The organism is Pelagicoccus sp. SDUM812003, assembly GCF_031127815.1.
GTDB lineage: Bacteria > Verrucomicrobiota > Verrucomicrobiia > Opitutales > Opitutaceae > Pelagicoccus.
The window spans coordinates 1-23,061 of the sequence record NZ_JARXHY010000011.1 but is presented as its reverse complement, the minus strand read 5'-3'; the positions used below and the strand labels follow the sequence as shown (position 1 = coordinate 23,061).

The following is a 23,061-nucleotide window of genomic DNA, read 5'->3' as shown; positions in this document are numbered from 1 at the left end:
TCGCGATCAATTTGGCTTCTAGGCAAACAAACACCCTTCAAGGCCGGCATTGTTGCCGGTCTTTTTTTTGACTGTCATGTATCCGCCCTGTCCTGACACAGCCAAGGCACAGGCCTTGGCGCCCTTACGAAATCTCCAGCGCTCGCTTCGACAACCCCCGACAAGTCCCAAGTCGAGCGGAACGCATCCCCTTCGCGTCCTGCTACGGGGACTCCTCCCATCGAACACCGTAGTGCGGACGGCGCAGTACCGTAATTCGCCGAGCTAGGCGACTGAGGCACGATTCGATACGATTGCGCCATTCTCGGAGCTCTCCCAGCGGCGGCAGTCTCCTTTGCCTAACCTCCAACGTTCAAGATCATGACACCCACCCGTTCCAATATCACACGTTTGCTGAACAGCGACCAACGCTTCCTACCTTCGCGGACAACGAAACCTTTCTCCTGTTTCAGCAGGGCTACCCGCTTCGGGATTTCTGCTCCTTCGAAGTTCTAAACGATGCTCCAGCCTAGAAAACCTTCGAAAAGGAGCTGATCATTCCGAACCTCGCCGAGGCGTTCGACCTCAATATTCTCGGCGGTTGCTGCGGCACCGATGCGGAACCTTTCCGCCTCATCGCCCAAGCCCTGTCCGCCCACCATCACCCCTATCGCGATTAAACTCAATCCGTTTACCACCATGAAACCAATTCTTACTTCCGCCTCCCTTTTGCTGGCTACCGTTTTCTGCCTCAACGCGATCTCGGCCGAATCCCAAGACGCGCCTGACCGACTGTATCCAGGGTTTGGCGACTATGTTCGTCCCATCTCGACGAAATCGGAAAAGGCTCAAAAGCTCTTCAATCAAGGGATCCAGCTCATGTATGGATTCAACCACGACGAAGCGATTCGCTCCTTTCACGCCGCCGCCCAAGCCGATCCGACTGCAGCCATGCCTTGGTGGGGAATCGCCTACTCGCACGGCATCAACATCAACGACCCGGCGATGACCGACGAACGCTCGCAACGAGCCCGCGCAGCTGCCGATGAAGCTCTGGCTCGCCTGGAAAACGCTAGCCCGGCCGAGGTCGCCTTGATCCGAGCGGTTTCTCAACGCTACGCCTATCCCGCGCCTGAGGACCGTCGCGAGCTCGACGAAGCGTTTGCAGCGGCCATGGGCAAAGCATTCGCCGCCTTCCCCAACGACCCTGACGTGGGAACAATCTACGCCGACTCTCTCATGAACCTCCAGCCATGGAACTACTGGGACAACGAGGGCAATCCCATCGGACGCATCGATGAAATCACGCAAACCCTTGAAACTGTGCTCGCCAACCGTCCCGATCATCCAGGGGCCAACCATTTCTACATCCACGCCGTCGAAGCGTCCCAGGATCCGAATCGCGCCGAAACAGCGGCCGACACCCTGAGAGAACTCGTGCCGGGCGCCGGGCACCTGGTTCACATGCCCTCCCACATCTACATTCGAATCGGGCGCTACAGCGACGCGGTCGACTCCAACGCGAACGCTATTGAGGCCGATCGCGCCTACTTCGCCATCGCACCCAAGCCACAAATGTATTCCGTATACTACGCCCACAATCAGCACTTCCTCGCTTACGCAGCCATGATGTCCGGCCGCTACGCCGATGCGATGAAAGCGGCTCGCGATCTCGAAGCGGAGATGCCGGAAGAAAACCTAAAAGCCTACGCTGGTCTCATCGAGGGCATCATGCCGACCACCTTCCACGTCATGATTCGCTTCGGCAAATGGGAAGACATTCTAAACGAGCCCGCGTACGCGGAAGACCGGCTCGTTAGCAACGCCGTGCGCCACTACGCTCGCTCCATCGCATTTTCCGCCACCGGTCGCACCAAGGAAGCTCGCGAGGAAATCAAAGCGTTCGACGCAGCGATGGCCAGCGTCCCAGAAGACTGGTACATTTTCATCAATTCGGTCGCCACCGTTCTCCCCATCGCCCGAGCGATGATTCAAGGAGAATTGTTGTACCGAGAAGGCAAATACAGCGAGGCTTACGAAATTCTTCGCCAAGGCATCGCAGCAGAAGACGAACTCATTTACGATGAACCTCCCGGCTGGATGCTTCCGGTGCGACATGCTCTCGGAGCTCTCCTCATGGAACAAGGCCACTTCGCCGAAGCGGAGAAAGTCTACCGCGAGGACATCGTGCGCAACCGCGACAACGGATGGGGGCTTCTGGGCCTGCAAAACGCGCTGCTCGCCCAAGGAAAGAATCTCGAAGCCGCCCCGTTCGCGACCAAACTGGAGCGGGTCTGGCGAGACGCAGACACGTTTCCCTCTTCCTCCTGCTTCTGCGCGCCCTTCTTCGCGACTCGATAGATCAGGCGCCCCCAAACCCTTTAGCGGTTAAGAGCCAAGCTCCCACTTCATGCGTCACGTCCCGAAACGTGAACCAACGCTACTGCGATGCCAAACGCCAAGCGTTCATCCACAATTCAACTACACACTTCCAAACTCCAACTACCACCGTTCGGCAACTGCCGCCACCTAAACCAACCACAAAATGAAGACCACCACCATACTCATCGCCTCGATAAGCATTCTCGCCGGATCACTCTGCGCCGGACAGTATTCATCGAGCTTAGACAACCACGCCAAGCAGCGTTTAAAACCCGCGGACTCAAACGCTCTGCTGGCAAAGACTCCCGCGGAGGCCAGCCGCCAATACAGCGCTAACGGGAAGCGTCCCCAAACAAAGCACGCCCAAGAGACGCCCTCCCAGAGCCCGTCCAACGCAAGCGTCGAAGCCCACGAAAAGATCGATTCAGTGAGATTTACTCGCGGAGCAAGCTCGCTCAGACGCGGCGGAAACGGCCGGCCGCGCGGAAGCCGTTCCTAATCGAACTACCACTTGAGACCAGAGAGGATCGCCCGAACGGCGGTCCTCTTTTTTCAACTCCGCCTCCGAGAGTTCGTTACGGATCCGACAGCAATACTCGGCGACATGTATCCAAATTAATTTTACATTTCCAGGATTCTGTCGAGAAACTTGTTAAACGTGATCGGATAGTCGGATTTTCGATGGCGCTGGCAATCACCCGCGGAATCTCGGAGGGCGCACGCCCAACTGGCGAAGCAAACGCCTGATTAACCGCAAGGTCCTTGAAAAGCATATGGTGAAGAGCAGGAATGCGATGGTGCCAGTCGGGTAATAACCCAGAAACCTTCTCTCGCCTTTCGAGCTTCTCCGTGATACTTAACCTGTTGCGGGTAGCTCAATCGCGCCGACGCCAGAGAGCCTTCACCCCAGCCAAGCCTATGGTAGCCAACCAGAAAAACCAGTTCGTACGCACCTATGAAAGCGCCCTCGCCGCCCACCTAGCGCGCGGTCCTCGACCAGCCAAAACCTCTCGATCCGCTCGAGCCATCGGCAAACAAGCCGTGCAGCTGGGCCTGACTGCAATCGACCTCGCACGCGTGCACGATCTAGCGATGACGCGTCTCGAAGGGGAAAAAACGGCTCCCAAGGGCAAACGACTCGAAGCCTCCGGCATCTCGTCGTCAGCGGTCTTCCAAATGGAGGCCCTCGCCCCACTGGAGCGCGAACGCATCGCGCAGCAATTGAAATCCCAGCGAACCGAGAAGTCGCTGGAGGGCCGCCTGCGCAGGGAGAGCAATCGACACGAAAAGCTGCTGCAGGAATCGCAAACCCAACGTCTCCAGGTGCGGCGCCTGACCTTCCAGTTTCTTCTCGCTCAGGAAACAGAACGCAAGGAAATCAGCCGCGATCTGCACGATGAGATTTCCCAAGTCCTGGCTGGCATCAACGTCCGGCTCACCACACTGAAGAAGGTCGCTCAAATTGGCAGTCGTGACATTAGCGATCGAATCGACCAGACGCAGAAGCTGGTGGAACAATCGGTCGAAGCAGTCCACCGCTACGCCCTTCGCCTGAGGCCCTCCTTGCTGGACGACTTGGGCATCGTTCCGTCTATTCGTTCCTATATCAAAGATCTGCCTGGGAGCCTCGGGCTGAAGATCCGCTTCAACGCCGATAGCAGCATCGACTCGTTCGGCAACGAACAGGCCACCGCCCTCTATCGCGTGGCTCAAGAAGCCTTGACCAATGTTGTTCGCCACGCCAAAGCGAAAAACGTGTGGGTGGACCTGAGCAAAACGCCCGACAGCATCAAACTCGAAATCCGCGACGACGGAAAGTCGTTCAACGCCAAGCGTATCCTAAATTCTGCGACACCAAAGCGACTCGGTCTGCTCGGCATGCGCGAGCGCATCGAAATGCTCGGCGGAGCGTTTTCGATCGAATCAAAGTCCCCCTGCGGTACCACCATCACCGCAGTCCTGCCCTTCTCTCCCCGCGGAAAGGGTCAACCATGAAACGCATCACCGTACTGCTCGCCGAGGACCATGGCATCGTGAGAGAGGGCCTCCGCGCCTTGCTCGACCTTTCCGACGAGTTCGAAGTGGTCGGCGAAGCTTCGACCGGCCGCGAGGCAGTCACTTGCGCCAACGCCGTTCGTCCTGACGTGGTTGTCATGGACATCGCCATGCCCGGTCTAAACGGATTTGAAGCCACCCGCCAAATTCTCGCGGCAAACCCAAAGGCGCGTGTACTAGCTCTTTCCGCCCACAGCGACGACGAATACGTCGCCCACATGGCAAAAGTGGGCGCGGCCGGATTCCTCGTGAAGCAAAACTCGGGCGACGTCTTCCTGCAGGCCATCCGCGAGATCGCCGCCGGTATGTCGTACTTCAGCCCGAGCGTCGCCCACCGCATGCGAAACGCCAAGGAAAAGGCTCGGCTGGAAGGAACGCCCAACGAGCAAAGTCCGCGACCTTTGACCAAACGCGAATCGGAGGTCCTCCAGTTCGTCGCCGAAGGTTTCGCCAACAAGCAGATGGCCTCGGAAATGCATATCAGCATCAAGACAGTCGAAAAGCACCGCCAGAAACTGATGGACAAGCTCAACATCCACGACACTGCAGGGCTCACCCGCCACGCCATCGCTACCGGTGTCATCGAAAGTAGTGTTCAGCCAACTACCGAATAGACGCTGGCTTCACCGTTCGACTTTCTGACTCGCGACTACGCCATCTCGTTTCCGTTCCAATACGAACCACAGGCTCTGGGGAGCAACCGCACAGGGACCCCTTGCACGGCACGGTTCGAAAAAAGGAAGGGTTCCACCCCATAGCCGTTCGACCTCCGGCAGAGTATCATCACAAGCCCGAAAAAGCGCCAGCCCCCAACCGAGACTTCCGCTAATCATCCAACCCATATTCGACATGCAGACTCAGAAAACGAAAGCCGACCGCGAGCGATCCAAGGACAAGCGAACCCTCCAGGCCGAGAATGTTCTGCATTTTCTCCGCAGCCAAACGAAACGACTGATCCGACGCTTCAAGAAGCGCGAGTCGACCCTTCACGCCCCTGTCAAGGAGACCAACAAGACGGGAACCAAAGCCAAAGTCGAAGGCACGACGCAACCACCCGCCTCCACCGGCCGAGATCCCGCCGACTTCTCCGCCTAGCAGGGCAAACCATCACCACACTCCACAGGAGCTGTGAACCACCTTTAAGAGGATAGTGTATCCTTAGAAAACCTACAAACCCAGATTCAGATATGCCAAAGACCAAAGACACCAAGAGAGAAGACAAGAAGGCGCCTCAAAAGACCGCGAAGGAAAAGAAAGAAGCGAAGCGATCGAAAAAAGAGGCAAAGCGATCTCAGTCATTCTCACTCAGTTAACGAACAAAAGGGCCGATTCAAATCGGCCCCTTTTTTTTTGCATAGAGAGCCCTGTCCGACGCAACGCTCTCGACTCCTGAACGCGCGGGCCCGCGTAGATGTATTTTATTTGTTAATACAAGCTATAGCCCAAGACGCCCACCGTTCCAATCAACCAGAATATCTAGCAAACCATGACCACCACCGAACCCCAAAAAACCGAACAAGCGTTTTCATCAGAGGCTCTGCTCGCGCGGCTTCGACGCTTTCGCCTTCAATCGATGCCGATTGTCGTTCTCGTCGTAATCATCTTATTGGTGACCTGGTCGTCAATCTATACCGTTCCCAGCGATTCAGTCGCTGTCGTGCAACGCTTCGGAGCCTACCTGAAGGAGGTGCCGGCGGGACTGCATTTCAAAATGCCCTTCGGCGTCGACGAGGCCACCATCGTCCCCGTGAAAAGGCAGCTGAAACAGGAGTTCGGGTTTACTACCCCCGGCGGGACGGACCCCTACCAGGGGTCTCAGACGAGAGATAGCAGACAGGAAACGCAGATGGTGACTGGCGACCTGAACGCCGCCCTCGTGGAGTGGGTCGTCCAATACCGCATCGCCACGCCGCAAAAATTCCTCTTCGAAGTGCGAAACCCCAGCGCGACTCTTCGCTACGTCTCCGAATCCGTCATGCGGGAGGTCGTGGGAGATCGCACCGTGGACGAGGTTATCACCATCGGACGTCAGGAGATCGAGAGCGAAGCCCTTACCAAGATGCAAGCCCTCTCCAGCAAGTACGCCATGGGCATTAGCATCGATCAAGTTCAACTCAAGAACATCAATCCGCCGCTTCCGGTGCAGGAATCGTTCAACGAGGTAAACCAAGCCCAACAGGAGAAGGAAAAGCTCATCAACGAAGCGAGGCGGGACTACAACAAGGTGATCCCGCTTGCCGAGGGCGAGAAGGACCAGCGCATCCGCGAAGCCGATGGCTACCGCCTCAAACGCATCAACGAGGCGGAGGGCGACGTGGCTCGCTTCAGCGCCTTGCTAGCGGAATACAGCAAAGCTCCGGAGGTCACGAGACGGCGCATCTATATCGAAACCCTCGAGGACATCATGCCGGGCATCCACGCGAAAGTCGTTATCGACGAACATACCAGCCAGCTCCTGCCCCTGCTCAATCTCAATGCCAACCGGAATACCACAAGTGAACAACTATAAGACAATCGCCGTCATTATCATTCTCGCCATCGGGATCTTCGTGGCCACCAGCTCGATCTACAAGGTGGGCGAAGTCGAACAGGTGATCGTCACCCAGTTCGGCAAGCCCATCGGATCCCCCGTCACTACGGCTGGCCTGAAGTTCAAGGCCCCATTCGTTCAGGAGGTCAACCCGATCGACAAGCGCATTATGGAATGGGACGGATCCCCGTCCGACATGCCTACCAAGGACAAACTCTACATCTCCGTAGACCTCTTCGCTCGCTGGCGTATCACCGACCCGCTGCAGTATTTTCTCAGGTTGCGCGACGAACGCAGCGCCCAGTCCCGCTTGGACGACATCCTTGGAAGCGAAACCCGAAACGCCGTGGCCAAACACGAGCTGATCGAGATCATTCGCACCACCAAAGATAGATCCCCCCTGCGCGATACCTTTCTCACCGAAGCGGAACAGGCCCTCGACATGGGCGCCTTGGTTCCGATCCAAAAAGGCCGCATGCTGGTGGAAAAGGAGATTTTCGACGAAGCGTCCGAAAAGGTGCGGGTATTCGGTATCGAACTTTTGGATATTCGTTTCAAGCGCATCAACTACAACGAAAGCGTGCGTCCCAAGATCTACGATCGAATGATCAGCGAACGACGCCAGATCGCGGAGCGCTTTCTCTCGGAAGGCAATGGCGAGGCGGCGCGTATCCGGGGAAATCGCATGCGCGATCTCAACAAGATCCAATCCGAAGCCTACCGCGCGGTCGAAGAAATCCGCGGCCTCGCGGACGCCAAAGCCACCGAGATCTACTCCCTAGTCTACAACCAAAGCCCCCAATCCGTCGAATTCTACGAATTCACACGCATGATGCAGGCCTACCGTACCATCGTTTCAACTGATTCCACCATCGTGCTTTCCACCGATAGCGACGTCTTCAAGTTCTTCAAGGGCATGTATCCAGATTCTAGATCGGACAACGGCGAAGGTCCACCTGACTACCTCAACGGGCACCTCAACGACCAGCGCTCCAAGTAGCCGGGGACTTCCCTACTGTGATCTGTGAACCGCCCACCTCCCGTAAGCGATGGCTCTACCCAGCGACGGGAACGTGAGGAGAGCTCGACCGCGCGGCGCTTTCATTTGGGCAAAACACCTTCTACGAATGAAGGCGGAGCATGACCAGTTTGGACAAGATGCGGGCTACCTCCTGGAAGCGGCGACATTCTCCACCTCTACCCGGTGAAGATTGTTCGCTGGGTATCGCAGGGTATGGGAGCCAAGTAGCTCGTAGCCAATTTTTCCTTCCATGATTTCCCGCAACGCAGTATCCAAATATGAAAGACGTTCCAAGGATTCAACAAAGGGACGACTTCCTTGTCGCAGCTGCTTGACGCGTAGCGAAATCAGGTTCACGAGGATGTACGGGTCAGTGATTATCGTTTGGGCGGTATTCAAATATTCGACTCTCACAATCGATTGAAGGATTCAGGTGGCGAAGGTGTCGGGCAGGAGTCTGTGCGAACGTGACCAAGCGACCGTACACGATCAAGCGCCGCGTTCTGGCGATCCAGATCCACTTCGCCCGTCAAGTCGCGCTTCGCCTGCTCGTAGTCGCGCTGAGTGATCTCACAGGCTCCACGGCCAGCCATGCTGGCGAGTTCGCGTGAACGGGAGTGTACTCGGTCCCGCAAGGATGAGCTCTCCCTCGCCACACGAAATGTCGGTGTGGCCCGAATTCTAGTTAAGTCAGTCATTCACCCTTCACCATAGACTATCGCGGTTAAAACCGATATGGGGTCAAACCCTCGCCAGAAAGACCAAACAGCCTTGAAACGACCGTTCTCATGGTCGCAAGGCCCCACACGCTCGAAGCTCGTAGTCTATATCTGTATACACCGATTCAGGCGTAAGGAAGCTCGCCGCGACGAACGGACATTTCGTTGGTCACCCATCTGACTCCCCTGAAACTTTGAGCGATGGCCCCGATCATGCTCCGCTCCGCCAGATCCGCAGCGACTCCTGAAAGAACGATCAATCCGTTGTAGATTCGTATTTCGGCGTGCAAACCTGCGGATTTCAAAGCGCTCCGGACCATGCCGGTGATCGAGGCGTCGTCCACGCTCTCGGTTGCAGTTTCCCCGATAGCCAAGGGGTCGACGCGCAATTCGTTCTTTAGCGATGATACCCCTTTGGTTTCGAGGATGAGCGTTTCGATCAACAGCTTTCGCACTGGATTATCGACCACCCCTTTTACCAAAATCACGCCCGACTGGTCCTCTATGCTGACCGCCTCGAGACCCACATTCGCTTTCGACAGCAGGCGCACGTAGATGGTGGCGACCAAGGCTGAGCTGGATCCGACTTGGGAACGGTCGCCCAGAATCAGTTCATCCACCACCTCACTTACGCCCGAGACGCTGGCGACTGTCTCGACCGCAAGGCAGCGTTCCTCTTCGTCACGTAAACTTCCCCTCAAAGTCACCACCCCACCGTCCGCTTTCACGAAAACACGATTTCCGAGAATCCTTCGCAGGCTGAACGAGTCTCGGATTTCGCGTTCGAGTCTTCTGTTGGCGGCGAAACGCGAAAGCTCCGCTGGCGGCGTCTCCTTGGCCAGAAACTTCCTCATTCCCAAATTCTGGTCGGCATCGGAATCAAGCATACCAACATTATTACGCGAAGCTCCCTCTGACACCATGGGGTCAAACCCAACCCGCCGCAGAGTCCTAGAAGGGAGACGAAACGGCCAATCCGAAGCCGTACCGCTGGACCACCTCCCTCCTCCTGGGCTTCGAAAAGCACCGGATTAGACCCCATAGCGGATTTACCAGCATTGGTCCATCATCGGACCGTGCAATCATCATGCTTACACAAACGCTCACGCAAAAATAGACGAAACGCAGACCTGCCTTTTCCCGAAGCGGGACACGTTTCCTTGCTAGCGGCTAAGGACCGCTACCTTCGACTCATCGGCATTCATCGCTCCCCCCTCGCATACCGCATCAAACCTTTCGGACTATGATCGCCAACAAACATATCCAAGTCGACCGGGAGCGGGGCAACTTTCGCTTCGAGGAACATCACGCCTACGACGCCGGCACCGGGCTGAGCGAGGCGACCATCGACTACATTTCCGATGTCAAGGGAGAGCCCGATTGGATTCGGGCCTTTCGCAAGCGGGCCCTAGCCATCTTTCTGAAAAAACCGCTCCCGACCCACTGGGCCACCGCGGATCTGGATAACATCCACTTCGATCAGATCCGCTACTACCTAGCGGGGGATCGCCAGACTAAGAAGAGCTGGGACGATGTGCCCGACGAGGTGAAGCAGACCTTCGAGCGACTCGGCATTCCGGAAAACGAACGTCGTTTCCTCTCAGGGGTCGAAGCTCAGTTCGACAGCGAAGCCGCGTATTCAAATATAAAAGACAGCGTTGGCAAACAAGGCGTTCTCTTCATGGGCAGCACCGAGGGGCTCATGCAGCACCCGGAGATTTTCAGGAAATGGTTCGGGAAAGTGATCCCCACCGCCGACAACAAATTCTCCGCCCTCAATAGCGCCGTATTCTCCGGCGGCTCCTTCATCTACGTCCCGCCGGGCGTAAAGGTCAGCCACCCGCTTCAGGCCTACTTCCGCATCAATGCGGAAAATTTCGGCCAGTTCGAGCGCACCCTCATCATCGCGGACGAAGGCTCCGAGGTCACCTACATGGAGGGCTGCACCGCGCCCAAGTTTGATACCGCGACCCTACACAGCGCGGTGGTCGAACTGGTCGCCATGCCGAGAGCCAAGATCGAGTACATCACCGTGCAAAACTGGTCGTCCAACGTCTACAACCTCGTCACCAAACGCGCCCTCGCCCACGAAAACGCCATCGTCAAGTGGATCGACTGCAATATCGGCTCGCGGCTCACCATGAAATACCCGGGCGTCATTCTCAAAGGCCGCGGAGCGCGCGGCGAGGTGCTCAGCATAGCCCTGGCAAACGACGGCCAGCATCAGGACACCGGAGCGAAGATGATCCATGCCGCCGACAATACCTCCAGCAACATCATTGCGAAATCCGTCAGCGTCGGCTCCGGGCGCTCCACCTACCGTGGGCGCGTGCACATTCCTAAACACCTCAAAGGCTGCAAGAACAACACCGAGTGCGACGCCCTGCTTATCAATACCCAGTCGCGAACCGACACCTATCCTGCCATCACGGTGAGGGGAAACAACAACGTCACCCAACACGAGGCCTCCGTCAGCCAGGTCTCATCCGATCAGCTCTTCTACATGCAGCAACGCGGACTGACCAACGCTCAAGCCATGAGCCTCAGCGTCAACGGTTTTGTAAACGACCTGACCCGTCAGTTTCCCATGGAGTACAGCGCCGAACTCAAACGCCTCATCGAAATGGAGATGGAAGGCACCGTAGGATGATTTCCAATACACTTTCCGCGAATAGAATTCGAAGGCGCCGGTAGCGTTTCACCCCATGGAGCTCCAGTGTCCGAAGGTTTATACTACAGCCTTTCGTCAACCAACCCCCTGCTCAAGGGTTCCCTAAAGTCGGAATCCCTGCTTCAGGCAAGCAATCGAAATCTGCAAACGATCCAACATGAAAAAACACCCACTCGCAAAGCTCTTAACGTTTTCCGCCCTGGCCCTAGCCTTGGCTTTCACAGCGACCCTCGCGACGACTACAAATACGCGGGCCGCCGAGCCGAAACCGGGCCCGGCGATGAAGCAAGATCGCAATACGGAACGACAACTCGCCATGCGCGAACACCGTAGCAAATTGATATCGGAGATGAAGGCGCAAGACGCCAGACTCGCGGAACAAATCGCTGCAATCAAGCTCGCCTCAGACGACCAAAAGATGGACCTGGTCGTCACTCTGCTCTCGGAAATGGTGGAGCAGCGATCCGCCATGCACGAGGATATGGCCGATATGATGTCCAACATGGCGAACGATAGCTCGATGTACCGGGGAATGATGTCTGACGTGGAACCGAAACGCCTTAAGGACGCGAAAAAGACAGTCGCCGAAGAATCGGACTAGGGCGTGTTTTGAAATCGACCGAGTGATGAACCACGACACTCGTTCGCCGTTCCCCCATCATCGATGAACTAAGCCTTCGGAGTGCTTGCGAATCAGGTTCGCGCCGTCCCTTCGCTTGGCTCAGAGCTCATCCGACCGCATTCGCGTTCCCGCGGGATGCGAGCCTCTAGACGAGCCTTCGCCTCGAACCAGTTGTCCAGATCGTTGTCAGTCGTCTCTTTGCTGTGCTCATAAAGGTGATACGCATAGTCGCGAATGTCACTCTCGCTGGGTTCCGACTGGAACGATCGCTCGGCAGGCGATACGGGAGCTTCCGAAACGACAGCCCCCCTAGACTTATCCATACGAATATTGTTTCTCTTCATGGCTAAGTATATAGGACTCACTAGCTCGATCACATGGGGTCTTACCCGTCGAGGATTAAAATTTTGATTCGCCCCCCTTCTCTCTGAAATCTATCCGCAGGCGATTGCGCACCATTTGACTGCTCGAATATCCCTCTGAAGCGGACGCCAAAGCCGGGTTCGAGCAAGAAGAAGGAAAGCCACGCAATAGCTAGTATCCAAATTTTGATGACTTTTCGCTTCGCGCATTGCAAAGACTCGAATGACGCACGCCGCGAATCGCCTCCCGTCGAAACACTCCGCACCCATCGTGATTTCCGATGCTCGGGGAACGCAGAAATGGGACTCAAACATAATAAGCGCTCTAGTAGGCGAACACCCCGTATCGCTCTCGGCGACAAACCGGTAGACTCTCGGACTAACAAATAAAACACTTTATGATAACAGACGCCAAGAACCTGATCGAAACGTCGATCCTAACTTCGGATGGGGAAGTCGGCAGCATCTCGGACGTATACTTCGACGACTCGACCTGGCTAATACGCTACCTCGTCGTTGAAATCGGGGACAAGATTGAACCGCAGCATGCCCTGCTCGCTCCCGAAGCCTTTGACAAAAACGCCCTCGCTCAGCCCAAACCGCTAAGAACAACGATTAGTCGAGCGCAGATCGAAAGCTGCCCTCCATTCAAGACCTTTCCAGCGATCACTCGCTCTTACAAAGAGACAGTCCACCATCACTATGGGTGGTCGGCCTATTGGCTGGACGGCAGTCAAATCAACGCCTCGGAGGGCGACATGATCGGTCCCGTCAGGGAAAAGGAGGTAGATGGTGACGCAATCCACCTGCGAACCTTCAAGTCACTTTTTGGCTATCGACTCAATGCAAGCGACGGACCTGTAGGGAAAGTCAGTTCCCTAACGATCGATACCCATAAGTGGAAAGTCGCCGAACTGGTGATTGAGACCGGGAATTGGTTTTCGGGAAAACAAGTCCTTAGCCTTCCCGAATCGATCGAACACATCGACCACCATCACTCGACCATCCATGTCGCTCTGACAAAACAGAAAATTTTCGACACTCGAGCCCACGACGTTGCCCAGCATAACGTCGCCAGTGATTGTATACACCGCTAAAAGGCAGTGGTGAACGCCTCGCCAAACGCCTTTATGAAAACACGTCACTTTCCTGATCGTACTCATCATCTTCGCCACGCTCACCAGCGCTTGCGGATCTCTGGGCTGTCAAAAAGCTCAAGACACCTCTCCCTCGCTCCGAGAGACAGCTAAAAGCATCGATGATAGCATTTCTATAGCTTCGATCGTCCAGCAGACAGCCCTTGTTTCGCCAAAACAGAAGCAGCGACCGCCTATCATCAACCCGCTAACTGTAGTCCACCAACTCGAAAAGCAAAACCGGAACCACTATGAAATCTATCCATTTCTCAATCTATCTCCTGACCGGCATCTTAGCTGCCGGCTGTTCGAAGTCGTCAGATGTCTCCACCGAAGCGAGAGTCACAGACGTAACACCGAAAACGGAAGTCTCCACTGACGCCACAAGCTTAGAGATCGAGGCAGTCACGTATGAGCGGAGGCAGGCCTTTTCCGAAGCGATGAGAAAACGACTTGCTGTCATTGAATCTGAAATACAATCCCTCGAGGCGGTTCTTGAAGAGTCCTCCGATTCCGCAAAATCAACAGCTCAGCCGAAGATCGCCTCGCTCAAGTCGCAGGCAGCTGATTTGAAAGATCGGATCCAAGCGATCGGCGACGCTACCCCAACGACCTGGGAAGGCGTCAAAGCCGATTCTCAAAAAGCGTATGACGCCCTTCAACAGAGCGTCAACGACTCCCGTCAATGGCTCAGCGATCTCATCCAACCCGATCGCGAAAACTAGCCGAAGTCCAAGACCCACAGCGCTCTCTCAGGAAAGAAAGAACCAGTTCCTTCAAAAAACAATCCAAGCACTTCCCGTCTGGGGATCCAACAAGGACCCGTTTAGGTTTCGAGAATGAATCGCCGACAGCCAAAGAACCCTAGCTCTGTCGCGCTGATTCCCTCTCCCTAAACGGGTTTCCCCATGGGCGGATTCACAGTCGAAAAAACAGCGTTGCTGCTGAAGGCTAATCGACCGTACACCCGAGTTCGAACCTCTAGGAGCACCCGCTCCGAGATTAGGTTTTCAGATTGCCGAGGCTCGTCGCAACCATTTCTGACTTGTGGTATTCTGCTGCGAGGAGGACTTACACCAACCGCCTAGCGTGCCAGGGCTGGTCGTATGGCTAAATGAATACACTTCGTTACTCCCCAGTATCATGCCCCAACGAGGAAAGCCCCTAAGACTGACCTCGTCCTCAAACAGAGAAGAGCCGAACAATCGCCCCTGCAGCAATTGCTGCTCTGGGGTTGGCCTGGATCGAGCAATCAGGGCTCAGCCAAACCTTTATCAACAGCGCCGCGGCGCTATCCTTCCAGCTAACACAATGCTCCGACCGACCCGCGCCGTTTCGCCGCCCGCTTGGTTTCCTCGAAATCGACGATCATACACTCGGTCGTTAGCAACAAGCCTGCGATAGACGCCGCATTCTGCAACGCCACTCGCACGACTTTAGTCGGATCGACCACGCCGCTGGCCAGCAGATCCTCGTAGACTCCAGTCGCTACATTGTATCCAATATTCCCTACAGTTCTTGCGACTTCCGCCGCAATCACTGCGCCTTCTTCCCCTGCGTTTTCGCACAGAGCCAGGATAGGGGACGACAGAGCTCGCCGTACGATCTGTACTCCCAATTGCTCGTCACCTCTGACAACGATTCCTTCGACTGCTGGACGACAGCGTAGCAACGCGGTCCCGCCGCCGGGCACGATACCTTCTTCCACCGCTGCCCTCGTCGCATGCAAGGCGTCCTCCACGCGGGCCTTCTTCTCCTTCATTTCAAATTCTGTCGCCGCTCCTACCTGGATCACCGCCACCCCGCCGGCCAGCTTGGCCAAACGTTCCTGCAATTTCTCCCTATCGTAGTCCGAGCTGCATTCCTCTATCTGACGGCGGATCAACTTGACCCGCGCCTCCACAGCCTCCGAATGCTCTGGGCCCGAGTAGAGAGTGGTAGAATCCTTGTCGACTCGCACGCGTTTCGCCCGTCCGAGATCATCCAGCGTGAGGCTCTCCAGTTTCAAGCCAAGGTCCTCGGAGATGAAACGTCCTCCAGTCAAGACGGCGATATCCTCCATGAAATCCTTGCGGCGGTCGCCAAATCCGGGAGCCTTCACCGCACAGCACTTCAAACTGCCACGCAGACGGTTTACAACCAGCGTGGCAAGGGCTTCGCTAGTAACATCCTCCGCGATCACCAGCAGTGGTTTTCCAGACTCCGAAACGGCTCTCAGCAACGGCAGCAGTTCCTGCAAACGCGACAGCGTCTTCTCGTAGACCAAGACATAGGCATCTTCCAACTCCGTATCCATCGTTTCACTATTCGTCACGAAATACGACGACAGATAGCCGCGCTTGAACTGCATCCCTTCGACAACATCTAGGGTCGTCTCGACCGACTTTCCCTCTTCGATTGTCACGCTGCCATCTTTGCCCACTTGACCCAAAGCCTTCGCGATGATTTCGCCAATCCCGACTTCCCAGTTCGCGGAAACCGTAGCGACCTGCCTTATTTCTTCGCTCGCGCTCACTGGTTTCGAGATCCGAGCGAGCTCCCCAACCACCGCCTCCACGGCGCGATCGATACCACGCTTGAGAAAGATGGGATTCGCTCCAGCCGCCACGTGCTTGATGCCTTCGCGGTAGATCGATTCGGCTAGCACTGTCGCTGTGGTCGTGCCATCGCCTGCCAGGTCGGAGGTGTGTGAAGCAGCTTCTTTGACCATCTGGGCCCCCATATTTTCGTAAGGATCCGACAAAGTGATTTCCTTCGCCACCGTTACTCCGTCCTTCGTTACAATCGGAGTTCCGTACGAACGATCGATCACTACGCTGCGCCCTTTCGGGCCTAACGTAGCCTTAACTGAGCGCGTCAAAAGCTCGACGCCGCGAAGGATCTTGTGACGAGCTGCCTCGTCGAACATAAGTTGTCTTGTAGCCATATTTTCAATACTCGTCAGGACTGAGCGCTTTCGATAAATTCAAGCGCTTCCTCCCCTATCGAGTTCTCTAAAAAGTTTTATCAGAATGCCGCTATCGAGAAACGGTCCGCGGAGACGCGATCCTCCTGATTCTCGAATGCATCAGTATGTATTTTCACCAGGGCTAAGCTCATAGCTGATCTTCCCTTCGATGATCTCACGAAGAGCAACGTCCTCGAGATTCAGTTTCTCCAAGGATTCTACCAGCGGCTTGCTGCCGTGACGCAATTGCTTCACTCGGCGCGATACCACGTTTACAAGAATGTAGGGATCGGTCACAATTTTCCGAGCCGCCTTGATCAAGTCGTCTTTCATATGTTTCTTCGCCCGCGAAATGAGCAATTTTCGCTCCTCGAAAGCTGTCTATAGGAGACCGCGGAATCATAACGCTTTCCCACAAAACAAAACATGGGGTACAACCCTGCTTTACGGGGGCGCACATCGACTCTCAAATCGACAAGACCACGACGAAATCTGGCGTTTCAAACGCTCTGAGCCCTAGAGGGAGCAAGGAGTCGGTACCCTTCGTGAGCAATCAACGCGATTCCCAAAAAGAAAACGAAAAGCGAGCCATCTCGCGGAATCTCGAATATGAACCGTGTGAAAATAGTGTCGAGTGAATTAGCTCTGCTGAGTCCATAGGCCATCAGCGACAAGCCGATCGCAAACCTGCTTACAATTAGGAATCGCTTCATAAGTATTATATTTTAGATACATCTCAATCGAGTAGACTACTCCGTAACAAGCTTTCTGGATATAGGGCGCTACCCGCGCCACAGTCAGCCAACCATAAGTCGAAGTTAACGAATGGAAGGCGTGTGAATCCCTTTCGCAGCCAATAGCGCGGGCAATACCCTATCGCTATCTCATTCAAACTACGCTAGGTTGATTGCTAGGATCATACCTAGAAGGCCTCCCATGCCATTCGATTCACAGGACGACTACGAAGCCCTCGAGATCGCGCGAATCATAAATAGTTGTGACCAAGCAATGACCAAAAAGACTGCCCTGCACTCCCGGTCCATAGTTATCCTGCCAGAATTCTACTCCCTGGACGAATCCTTTTCGATCGAGGAGGTCGTTCGCATTACCCAAGTGCGACGCTATCAAATAGCGGTTTACTATCGCTACGGACTGATCTCCACCGTATCCAAGCCTCAGGAGGAGGGATGGCGCTTCGATCCGAGTTCGATCTCAGCGCTGCAGCGGATAAATCATCTCCGCATGGAATACGGGCTCAACTCAGCCGCCGTTAATCTCGTCTGCTCCCTGATAGCAGAAATAGATCGCCTGCGAGACGAATCAGGCCAGCCTCGGGCCGCTACGTAGACAAATCTACACCGTCGGAGAAGAGACTCTGCCCCCGATAGTTGCTAGGTAGATCTAGACCCCGTAGCCTAGGCGATAGATTTCAGATAAGATCACCCTTCGGAACAGCTGCCCGAGACAATGCAGTTCGTTTCCTACGATCATGATCCATGCCATATTCATCGCCTTCCTAATCCTGCTCATTATCGGCACGCTACCGCGGTGGTCGCACAGTCGAAACTGGGGGTACTACCCAAGTGGGAGCCTACTCGTCATCCTAACCCTCGTTCTGCTGTTGCTCATTAAGTAGGCCGCCAGAGCGCTCGATTCACATCAACCATTTCGGAGAACAAAATCCATGATCCACGATTCAACTACCTTACTCGGCAGGCCTGCCATCGCTACCGATGGGGCTTTTGGCTATATTACGGATTACTATCTAGATTCTTCGTATTGGAAAATCTGTTACATCGTTGTCAAGACGGATGCTTGGTTCGACGGCCGACTGGCACTCGTCGCAACACATTGCTTCCGCCCTAGCCCTTTCGACATCGCTGGCAGGCCGTTGGTTAACCTCACGCGCGATCAGATCGCTCGCTTCGCTACGGCGAATCATGGTAATGTGAGCGTCCCACCTTCTCCGTTCACCATCGCAACATCCCACTTTCTTCCTAGCCATTGGGAAAGCTCAGGTATGGGGAACCGCTCGCATGGCCCTGCTCTCATCTCAGCTTGTTCGTTTCACCACAGCGACCTTCACAGCGTGAAGTCCCTGATCGGATTCCAGCTCGAAACGTCAAATGGCAGCTTCGGCAAACTCGAAGCGATCAGATTCGAAACCGATCGATGGGCGGCAACCGACTTCCTGATCGATACACGCCAGTGGTTTAGACGCTCGCAAGTCCGCCTTCCCGCAAAGTTTATCGAGAGCATCGATAGAAAAAGACACACGCTTCACACCAAACTCTCTCGCGCTGACGTCGTGGAGGCCCAGCAATCGAGCTACATTCCGGAAACCATTCCTATCAGAGCGGGAGCTTATTGAGCAGCGCCTATGAGATGGCCTCCTAAAACCGTCGCATCCTTGGCTTAGACCTCTCCCTACACTTCACCTTTCTCCTACTCCTCGCCTTTTAAGCACCGATGAAGCGGGGAACGCCTGGCGGCCTCGACAGAGCCCTCAACACGATTGTCTTCATCACTATCTTGGCCTGCTCGTTCACGAAGGTCTCGGAGAGTCCTTCAGGACCGGACGCCAAAACCTGCTCGTCGAGGACTTGATGACAAGCCTCCCGAACGGGTATTCCAGGAGCGGGAAACGTGCCCGACTAGACCACCGAAGAAACGTGTATCCTTTTTTCTATGACAATCGAAAGATCAGAGCGTACCATCAAAGGCAAGCCGATCTCCACTGGCCTCGCGGAAGGGCGCGCCTACGTCTACCGCGAACCTCTGCAATCGCTAGACCTTCCCACTCCCATCATCGCTTCGGATGTCGAAAGGGAAATCGACTTCCTCGAAAAAGCAACGGGCGTAATCTCCGAGGACCTTGCTTCCCTCGCCACCAAAGTGGAAAAGGAGATGGACGCCCGACTCGCCTCCGTATTCGAAGCCCACAAGATGATGGTCAACGACCCCTCCCTTAAGATAGAGCTTCAAACTGAGATACGCGACAACCTCGTGAGCGCCAGCAGCGCCGTTCGCTCCGTCTTTCTACGCTGGGAAAAACGATTCCTTCTCATGGAATCGCAAATCTCCCGCCATAAGGGAGACGATATGAAGGATCTCTCCAACCGGCTCTCCAACGCCCTCAGCGGCATCAAGGTCAACCGACTCGGAAGCCTCCCGTCCGGAGGCATACTCGTCGCAAAACGGCTCCTACCTTCCGACACCGTATTCCTATCGAAACAGTCCGCCGCCGCGGTACTGCTCGAATACGGCGGCGCCAGCTCGCACGCCGCCCTCTTTGCCCGCGAAATGGGCCTCCCCTGTATTGCTCAAGTACACGGTATTCTCCAACGCATCCAACATAACGCCCCCCTTCTGGTCGACGCCGAGCTAGGTACGGTAGTCCTTCACCCCAGCAAGAAAAGCATAGCCGCCTTTCAAAAGAAAATCTCCAGAAGAAACGCCACCGTATCAAGAATCTCCAGGAAGTCCCATGAGCCCGCCTTCACCATCGATGGCACCTCCATCCAAGTCCTCGCAAATATCTCATCACGAGCCGACGCTGACCGAGCCGTAGACAATGGAGCCGACGGAGTCGGACTCTACCGCACCGAGCTCGCCTACTTGGGTCGCAGCGATCCTCCCAGCGAAGATGAGCTCCTAGAGGAGATGCAACACACCTTAGCGCCCTTCGAAGGCAAACCCGTCACCATTCGCCTGCTCGATATCGGCGCCGATAAGCCGCTTTCCTACACGGGCTTTCTCGCCGAGTCCAATCCCGCTCTTGGCAGACGCGGCATTCGTCTTCTTCTCGAGTTCCCACAACTTTTGGATACGCAGCTCCGAGCCATCCTCCGGTTCTCGACCGAAAGGGATGCCCGCATCCTCATCCCGATGGCAACCCTGACTCAGGACATAACAGCCACCCGCGAACGATTAACAGTCGCCTCCAAGCAGCTCGCCATCGCCCAGATCCCCCCACTAGGCATCATGATCGAAACCCCAGCAGCCGCTCTCTCCCTCAAGGAGTTCGCCTCCTTCTGCGATTTCGCCAGCTTCGGCAGCAACGACCTCACCCAATACGCCTTCGCTGCCGACCGGGAAAACGCCGCCGTCGAACCTTATTTTCAGGACTCCCACGGAGCTATTTTACGCTTGATGGAAATCGCCCGAGCGGACGCGCCAGACCTTCCCCTTTCTATCTGCGGCGAGCTGGCGGGCAGAAGCCGACACACCGAAGAAATCCTTCGCTGCGGTCTGCGGTCCTTGAGCGTCGCCCCGCCAATGATCCCCGAGATCAAAGACCGCATTCGCAAGCTTCACTATGCCAGATCAAAGACAAACAACAATCCGACCCGAGACCTCTAGAAGACGAGGCGTCCCTTTTGCGCCCAACGGTCGAGCGAAAGAACTGCTGCCCACTAGCCACCCAAGCGCTCTCTATGAAACCGCATTTGTATCCAACAAACTTAGACGCGTCGCCTTCGTAGGTGGGATCGAGCCACGACGTTGCGGCATAGCCACCTTCACTCATGATCTCTGCGAAGCAGACAGCGTCGACTCCTTCGGCTCCCCCTCTAAAACCGGCCTCGTTCGTATTAGTTATACAAATACATATTCCCTGACCAAAATCAGGCCTGCGTCATCGCAATGTGTACAACTCAATCCCTTTCTTCGAAATCGCTACCTCAACTGTTCCATGACCGCTACCTCCCGTGCTAAGTGAGGTCTGATCGAGTTCCGCCGACCCAGACAGCAGGTAAAGGGAACGCATTTGGACCAGAGGCTCTAGGCCCTCCTCAAATCCTAGTTCGGGAGGTCAACCGACCTCCCTCGATCATCCACCTTGGTCGAACGACTAAGCGAGTGTGCAAAATGCAGCGGTCCTCAGTTTTTCCTTACAAAGACAGGTTGCAATTTTGCGTTCTGAATTCTGCGCTGGAAGGACGAAAATTGGGTTTTTTACAATTGAAGTAAACTGCAGGTAAATCTGTATCTCAAATACAGATACGCCATTGAAGAACAGTCGTTCGAAGGTCTATTCCGACGTTACAAGAGACCGTGCCTGCGATTAATCTCTTTAGCCTTCGACGGCCGAAGTCGAAACGCTCCGACAATGTAACAGAAAACTCTACGCCATGCTTTCCAACGCTACCCTGACTCTCGTCGTCCGATTTCAAGACGGCTCTACCGAAACCCGCCCACTTACCAAGGCAGAACGCTTCCCCGCTGAAGCATCCATCGACTACGCAATCGTTTTTCGCGCCAGCGGAAAGTCCCCAGGAGACCTGACCGTCAAGCGCGCTGGCGACGATATGATCGTCGAACGCGCCGACGAAGTCGTGCTGGTGATAGAAGACTTTTACTCTACTCCTGACGTCGGCTTCATTCCCGAGGCCACGCTGGCGGACGGCGCCGTTGCAGGACGCGCTCTTGACGCTGATTCCCCGGCCCTGACGGAAAATGGCGAGGAATCGGTCATCTGGGAACCGGCAGATAGCGGAGAGACGGTCTCTCCCTTTATATGGGGAGGAGCTCTCGCAGCTGGCGGCATCGCGGCGCTCTCGGGCGGAGGCGGAGACGGCACGGCCGCTCTTCCGGAAACCGAAGAACCCGATGAGCCGATCGTGAAAAACACCGTAGAGGGCTCCATCGTTGCCGGCCCAGTCATCGACTCGAACGGCCTGAGCGTAGAAGTGTATCAAGCCGATGGCGAAACGCTGCTTGGCACGGCAAAGGTGAACGCGGATGGCTCCTTCTCCTTGGACGTGGGCGACTATACCGGGGTGGTGATTGCAATGGTAGTGGACGCCGACGACGGTGCCGACTATCTCGACGAATCCTCCGGCGCCAACAAGGACCTGAACGCTCGACTCAGCGCAATGGAAATTATCACCGAGCCAAACACGACGGTGACAATGAACATTAACGTGGTCACTACCCTGGCCAGCGAAATCGGACTTCGCAACATTCAAGCAAAGCCGCTCACCGCAGAGACTGTCTCGGCCAACAACAAGGCTATCGCAGAACTTTTCGGCTTAGAGGACCTCCACAACCTCAAAGTTGAGCCTACCAACGGCGGGGAATTCGACGGGACGGACGGGATGAGCTCCGAAGAAAAGTACGGAGCAATTCTCGCATCCTTTTCCGGAGCAGACGAAATAAATGGGGGCGACAGCCAGAAAACCATTGAACAGGTGCTAGAAGGATTGACGGTGGAGGGAGACGGCAAAGCCGCCTTGTCGGAACACTCTCAATCGGTCATCGTCAAAGGAGCGAAGACCGTCGAAACAAATACCGGCGAATTGCCCAGCGATGATGTATCCGAATTCGTGGATACCTACGCCCCCACATTTGCTGAAGACTCAGTAACGCTAGCAATCGACGAAAGTTCGGGAACGGGAGAAGTCGTCTACACTGCGACCGCCGAGGACGCGGGGACAATTCGTTTCGCTCTAAAAGAAGCAGCGGACTATGAATCGTTCTCCATCGACGCCAACACCGGAGCCGTCTCCCTCACAGGAAACCCCGACCACGAGACCAAGCCGTCCTACAGCTTCACCGTCGTCGCCACAGACGTAGCAGGAAACAGCTCCGAACAGGCCGTAACGCTCTCCATCAACGATCTCGACGAAGTCGCCCC

Annotated in this window: 23 protein-coding genes; 17 read left to right on the top strand and 6 right to left on the bottom strand. The window is 55.5% G+C overall.

Annotated features, from left to right (window positions below):
* Positions 1 to 491: 491 nt before the first annotated feature.
* Entirely contained in the window at positions 492 to 680 is a 189-nt protein-coding gene (locus QEH54_RS14910; protein ID WP_309019498.1) for a hypothetical protein, read from the bottom strand.
* Here QEH54_RS14910 and QEH54_RS14905 point away from each other — a divergent pair.
* From QEH54_RS14905 to hflC, 7 genes are all read left to right on the top strand, one after another.
* Positions 679 to 2,340 (top strand): hypothetical protein, encoded by a 1,662-nt coding sequence (locus QEH54_RS14905; RefSeq protein ID WP_309019497.1) that lies wholly within the window; start codon positions 679 to 681, stop codon positions 2,338 to 2,340. The genes QEH54_RS14910 and QEH54_RS14905 overlap by 2 nt on opposite strands.
* Positions 2,341 to 2,524: 184 nt before the next feature.
* Positions 2,525 to 2,860, top strand: a complete 336-nt coding sequence (locus QEH54_RS14900) for a hypothetical protein (protein WP_309019496.1) — start codon at positions 2,525 to 2,527, stop codon at positions 2,858 to 2,860.
* 419 nt (positions 2,861 to 3,279) lie between these two features.
* Positions 3,280 to 4,356 (top strand): sensor histidine kinase, encoded by a 1,077-nt coding sequence (locus QEH54_RS14895; RefSeq protein ID WP_309019495.1) that lies wholly within the window; start codon positions 3,280 to 3,282, stop codon positions 4,354 to 4,356.
* Entirely contained in the window at positions 4,353 to 5,030 is a 678-nt protein-coding gene (locus QEH54_RS14890) for a response regulator transcription factor (RefSeq protein WP_309019494.1), read from the top strand. Before QEH54_RS14895 ends, QEH54_RS14890 begins: the two co-directional genes overlap by 4 nt.
* A gap of 235 nt (positions 5,031 to 5,265) precedes the next feature.
* Positions 5,266 to 5,511: a hypothetical protein gene (locus QEH54_RS14885; RefSeq protein WP_309019493.1), complete on the top strand. Its 246-nt coding sequence runs from the start codon at positions 5,266 to 5,268 to the stop codon at positions 5,509 to 5,511.
* A gap of 478 nt (positions 5,512 to 5,989) precedes the next feature.
* Positions 5,990 to 6,925, top strand: coding sequence for an FtsH protease activity modulator HflK (gene hflK, locus QEH54_RS14880; protein WP_345785664.1), 936 nt, complete (start codon positions 5,990 to 5,992; stop codon positions 6,923 to 6,925).
* The gene (gene hflC, locus QEH54_RS14875; protein ID WP_309019491.1) at positions 6,912 to 7,946 is read left to right on the top strand and encodes a protease modulator HflC; all 1,035 of its coding nucleotides are present in this window, start codon (positions 6,912 to 6,914) and stop codon (positions 7,944 to 7,946) included. Before hflK ends, hflC begins: the two co-directional genes overlap by 14 nt.
* A 165-nt stretch (positions 7,947 to 8,111) precedes the next feature.
* Here the strand turns inward: hflC and QEH54_RS14870 are convergent, their stop codons facing one another.
* Entirely contained in the window at positions 8,112 to 8,381 is a 270-nt protein-coding gene (locus tag QEH54_RS14870) for a DNA-directed RNA polymerase subunit omega (protein ID WP_309019490.1), read from the bottom strand.
* 53 nt (positions 8,382 to 8,434) lie between these two features.
* Here QEH54_RS14870 and QEH54_RS14865 point away from each other — a divergent pair, with 53 nt between their 5' ends.
* On the top strand, positions 8,435 to 8,578 hold the full coding sequence (locus QEH54_RS14865) for a hypothetical protein (protein WP_309019489.1): 144 nt from the start codon (positions 8,435 to 8,437) through the stop codon (positions 8,576 to 8,578).
* A gap of 233 nt (positions 8,579 to 8,811) precedes the next feature.
* Here QEH54_RS14865 and QEH54_RS14860 read toward each other — a convergent pair whose 3' ends face one another.
* Entirely contained in the window at positions 8,812 to 9,573 is a 762-nt protein-coding gene (locus QEH54_RS14860) for a BON domain-containing protein (RefSeq protein ID WP_309019488.1), read from the bottom strand.
* A gap of 356 nt (positions 9,574 to 9,929) precedes the next feature.
* Here QEH54_RS14860 and sufB point away from each other — a divergent pair, with 356 nt between their 5' ends.
* Together sufB and QEH54_RS14850 are read left to right on the top strand one after the other, a co-directional pair.
* On the top strand, positions 9,930 to 11,336 hold the full coding sequence (gene sufB, locus QEH54_RS14855; RefSeq protein ID WP_309019487.1) for a Fe-S cluster assembly protein SufB: 1,407 nt from the start codon (positions 9,930 to 9,932) through the stop codon (positions 11,334 to 11,336).
* Positions 11,337 to 11,514: 178 nt separating this feature from the next.
* On the top strand, positions 11,515 to 11,958 hold the full coding sequence (locus QEH54_RS14850) for a hypothetical protein (protein WP_309019486.1): 444 nt from the start codon (positions 11,515 to 11,517) through the stop codon (positions 11,956 to 11,958).
* Positions 11,959 to 12,050: 92 nt separating this feature from the next.
* Here QEH54_RS14850 and QEH54_RS14845 read toward each other — a convergent pair whose 3' ends face one another.
* A complete protein-coding gene (locus QEH54_RS14845) occupies positions 12,051 to 12,302 on the bottom strand; it encodes a hypothetical protein (RefSeq protein WP_309019485.1) in 252 nt (83 codons plus the stop codon).
* 437 nt (positions 12,303 to 12,739) lie between these two features.
* Here QEH54_RS14845 and QEH54_RS14840 point away from each other — a divergent pair, with 437 nt between their 5' ends.
* Positions 12,740 to 13,438 carry a PRC-barrel domain-containing protein gene (locus QEH54_RS14840; protein ID WP_309019484.1) on the top strand — a complete coding sequence of 233 codons (699 nt, stop codon included), beginning with the start codon at positions 12,740 to 12,742 and terminating at the stop codon, positions 13,436 to 13,438.
* 290 nt (positions 13,439 to 13,728) lie between these two features.
* Complete coding sequence (locus QEH54_RS14835) at positions 13,729 to 14,202, top strand: hypothetical protein (RefSeq protein ID WP_309019483.1); 474 nt, start codon at positions 13,729 to 13,731, stop codon at positions 14,200 to 14,202.
* Between the two features lie 578 nt (positions 14,203 to 14,780).
* Here the strand turns inward: QEH54_RS14835 and groL are convergent.
* Together groL and QEH54_RS14825 are read right to left on the bottom strand one after the other, a co-directional pair.
* Positions 14,781 to 16,403 (bottom strand): chaperonin GroEL, encoded by a 1,623-nt coding sequence (groL, locus tag QEH54_RS14830; RefSeq protein ID WP_309019482.1) that lies wholly within the window; start codon positions 16,401 to 16,403, stop codon positions 14,781 to 14,783.
* A gap of 141 nt (positions 16,404 to 16,544) precedes the next feature.
* Positions 16,545 to 16,757, bottom strand: coding sequence for a DNA-directed RNA polymerase subunit omega (locus tag QEH54_RS14825; protein ID WP_309019481.1), 213 nt, complete (start codon positions 16,755 to 16,757; stop codon positions 16,545 to 16,547).
* Between the two features lie 603 nt (positions 16,758 to 17,360).
* On the opposite strand from QEH54_RS14825, the gene QEH54_RS14820 reads away from it, so the two are divergent.
* The 5 genes from QEH54_RS14820 to QEH54_RS14805 form a co-directional block, all read left to right on the top strand.
* The gene (locus QEH54_RS14820; protein ID WP_309019480.1) at positions 17,361 to 17,771 is read left to right on the top strand and encodes a chaperone modulator CbpM; all 411 of its coding nucleotides are present in this window, start codon (positions 17,361 to 17,363) and stop codon (positions 17,769 to 17,771) included.
* 142 nt (positions 17,772 to 17,913) lie between these two features.
* Positions 17,914 to 18,060: a DUF3309 family protein gene (locus tag QEH54_RS22925; RefSeq protein ID WP_345785663.1), complete on the top strand. Its 147-nt coding sequence runs from the start codon at positions 17,914 to 17,916 to the stop codon at positions 18,058 to 18,060.
* 453 nt (positions 18,061 to 18,513) lie between these two features.
* The gene (locus QEH54_RS14815) at positions 18,514 to 18,795 is read left to right on the top strand and encodes a hypothetical protein (protein ID WP_309019479.1); all 282 of its coding nucleotides are present in this window, start codon (positions 18,514 to 18,516) and stop codon (positions 18,793 to 18,795) included.
* 317 nt (positions 18,796 to 19,112) lie between these two features.
* A complete protein-coding gene (gene ptsP, locus QEH54_RS14810; protein ID WP_309019478.1) occupies positions 19,113 to 20,786 on the top strand; it encodes a phosphoenolpyruvate--protein phosphotransferase in 1,674 nt (557 codons plus the stop codon).
* A gap of 770 nt (positions 20,787 to 21,556) precedes the next feature.
* Positions 21,557 to 23,061: cadherin repeat domain-containing protein (locus QEH54_RS14805; protein WP_309019477.1), on the top strand; the 1,505-nt coding region annotated here is incomplete at its 3' end.

Excerpts from the sequence above, each read along its gene's own strand:
- QEH54_RS14905 (WP_309019497.1), top strand. The coding sequence starts at position 679 with ATGAAACCAATTCTTACTTCCGCCTCCCTTTTGCTGGCTACCGTTTTC.
- QEH54_RS14910 (WP_309019498.1), bottom strand. The coding sequence starts at position 680 with ATGGTGGTAAACGGATTGAGTTTAATCGCGATAGGGGTGATGGTGGGC.
- QEH54_RS14900 (WP_309019496.1), top strand. The coding sequence starts at position 2,525 with ATGAAGACCACCACCATACTCATCGCCTCGATAAGCATTCTCGCCGGA.
- QEH54_RS14895 (WP_309019495.1), top strand. The coding sequence starts at position 3,280 with ATGGTAGCCAACCAGAAAAACCAGTTCGTACGCACCTATGAAAGCGCC.
- QEH54_RS14890 (WP_309019494.1), top strand. The coding sequence starts at position 4,353 with ATGAAACGCATCACCGTACTGCTCGCCGAGGACCATGGCATCGTGAGA.
- QEH54_RS14885 (WP_309019493.1), top strand. The coding sequence starts at position 5,266 with ATGCAGACTCAGAAAACGAAAGCCGACCGCGAGCGATCCAAGGACAAG.
- hflK (WP_345785664.1), top strand. The coding sequence starts at position 5,990 with ATGCCGATTGTCGTTCTCGTCGTAATCATCTTATTGGTGACCTGGTCG.
- QEH54_RS14860 (WP_309019488.1), bottom strand. The coding sequence starts at position 9,573 with ATGCTTGATTCCGATGCCGACCAGAATTTGGGAATGAGGAAGTTTCTG.
- sufB (WP_309019487.1), top strand. The coding sequence starts at position 9,930 with ATGATCGCCAACAAACATATCCAAGTCGACCGGGAGCGGGGCAACTTT.
- QEH54_RS14850 (WP_309019486.1), top strand. The coding sequence starts at position 11,515 with ATGAAAAAACACCCACTCGCAAAGCTCTTAACGTTTTCCGCCCTGGCC.
- QEH54_RS14845 (WP_309019485.1), bottom strand. The coding sequence starts at position 12,302 with ATGGATAAGTCTAGGGGGGCTGTCGTTTCGGAAGCTCCCGTATCGCCT.
- QEH54_RS14840 (WP_309019484.1), top strand. The coding sequence starts at position 12,740 with ATGATAACAGACGCCAAGAACCTGATCGAAACGTCGATCCTAACTTCG.
- QEH54_RS14835 (WP_309019483.1), top strand. The coding sequence starts at position 13,729 with ATGAAATCTATCCATTTCTCAATCTATCTCCTGACCGGCATCTTAGCT.
- groL (WP_309019482.1), bottom strand. The coding sequence starts at position 16,403 with ATGGCTACAAGACAACTTATGTTCGACGAGGCAGCTCGTCACAAGATC.
- QEH54_RS14825 (WP_309019481.1), bottom strand. The coding sequence starts at position 16,757 with ATGAAAGACGACTTGATCAAGGCGGCTCGGAAAATTGTGACCGATCCC.
- QEH54_RS14820 (WP_309019480.1), top strand. The coding sequence starts at position 17,361 with ATGCCATTCGATTCACAGGACGACTACGAAGCCCTCGAGATCGCGCGA.
- QEH54_RS22925 (WP_345785663.1), top strand. The coding sequence starts at position 17,914 with ATGATCCATGCCATATTCATCGCCTTCCTAATCCTGCTCATTATCGGC.
- ptsP (WP_309019478.1), top strand. The coding sequence starts at position 19,113 with ATGACAATCGAAAGATCAGAGCGTACCATCAAAGGCAAGCCGATCTCC.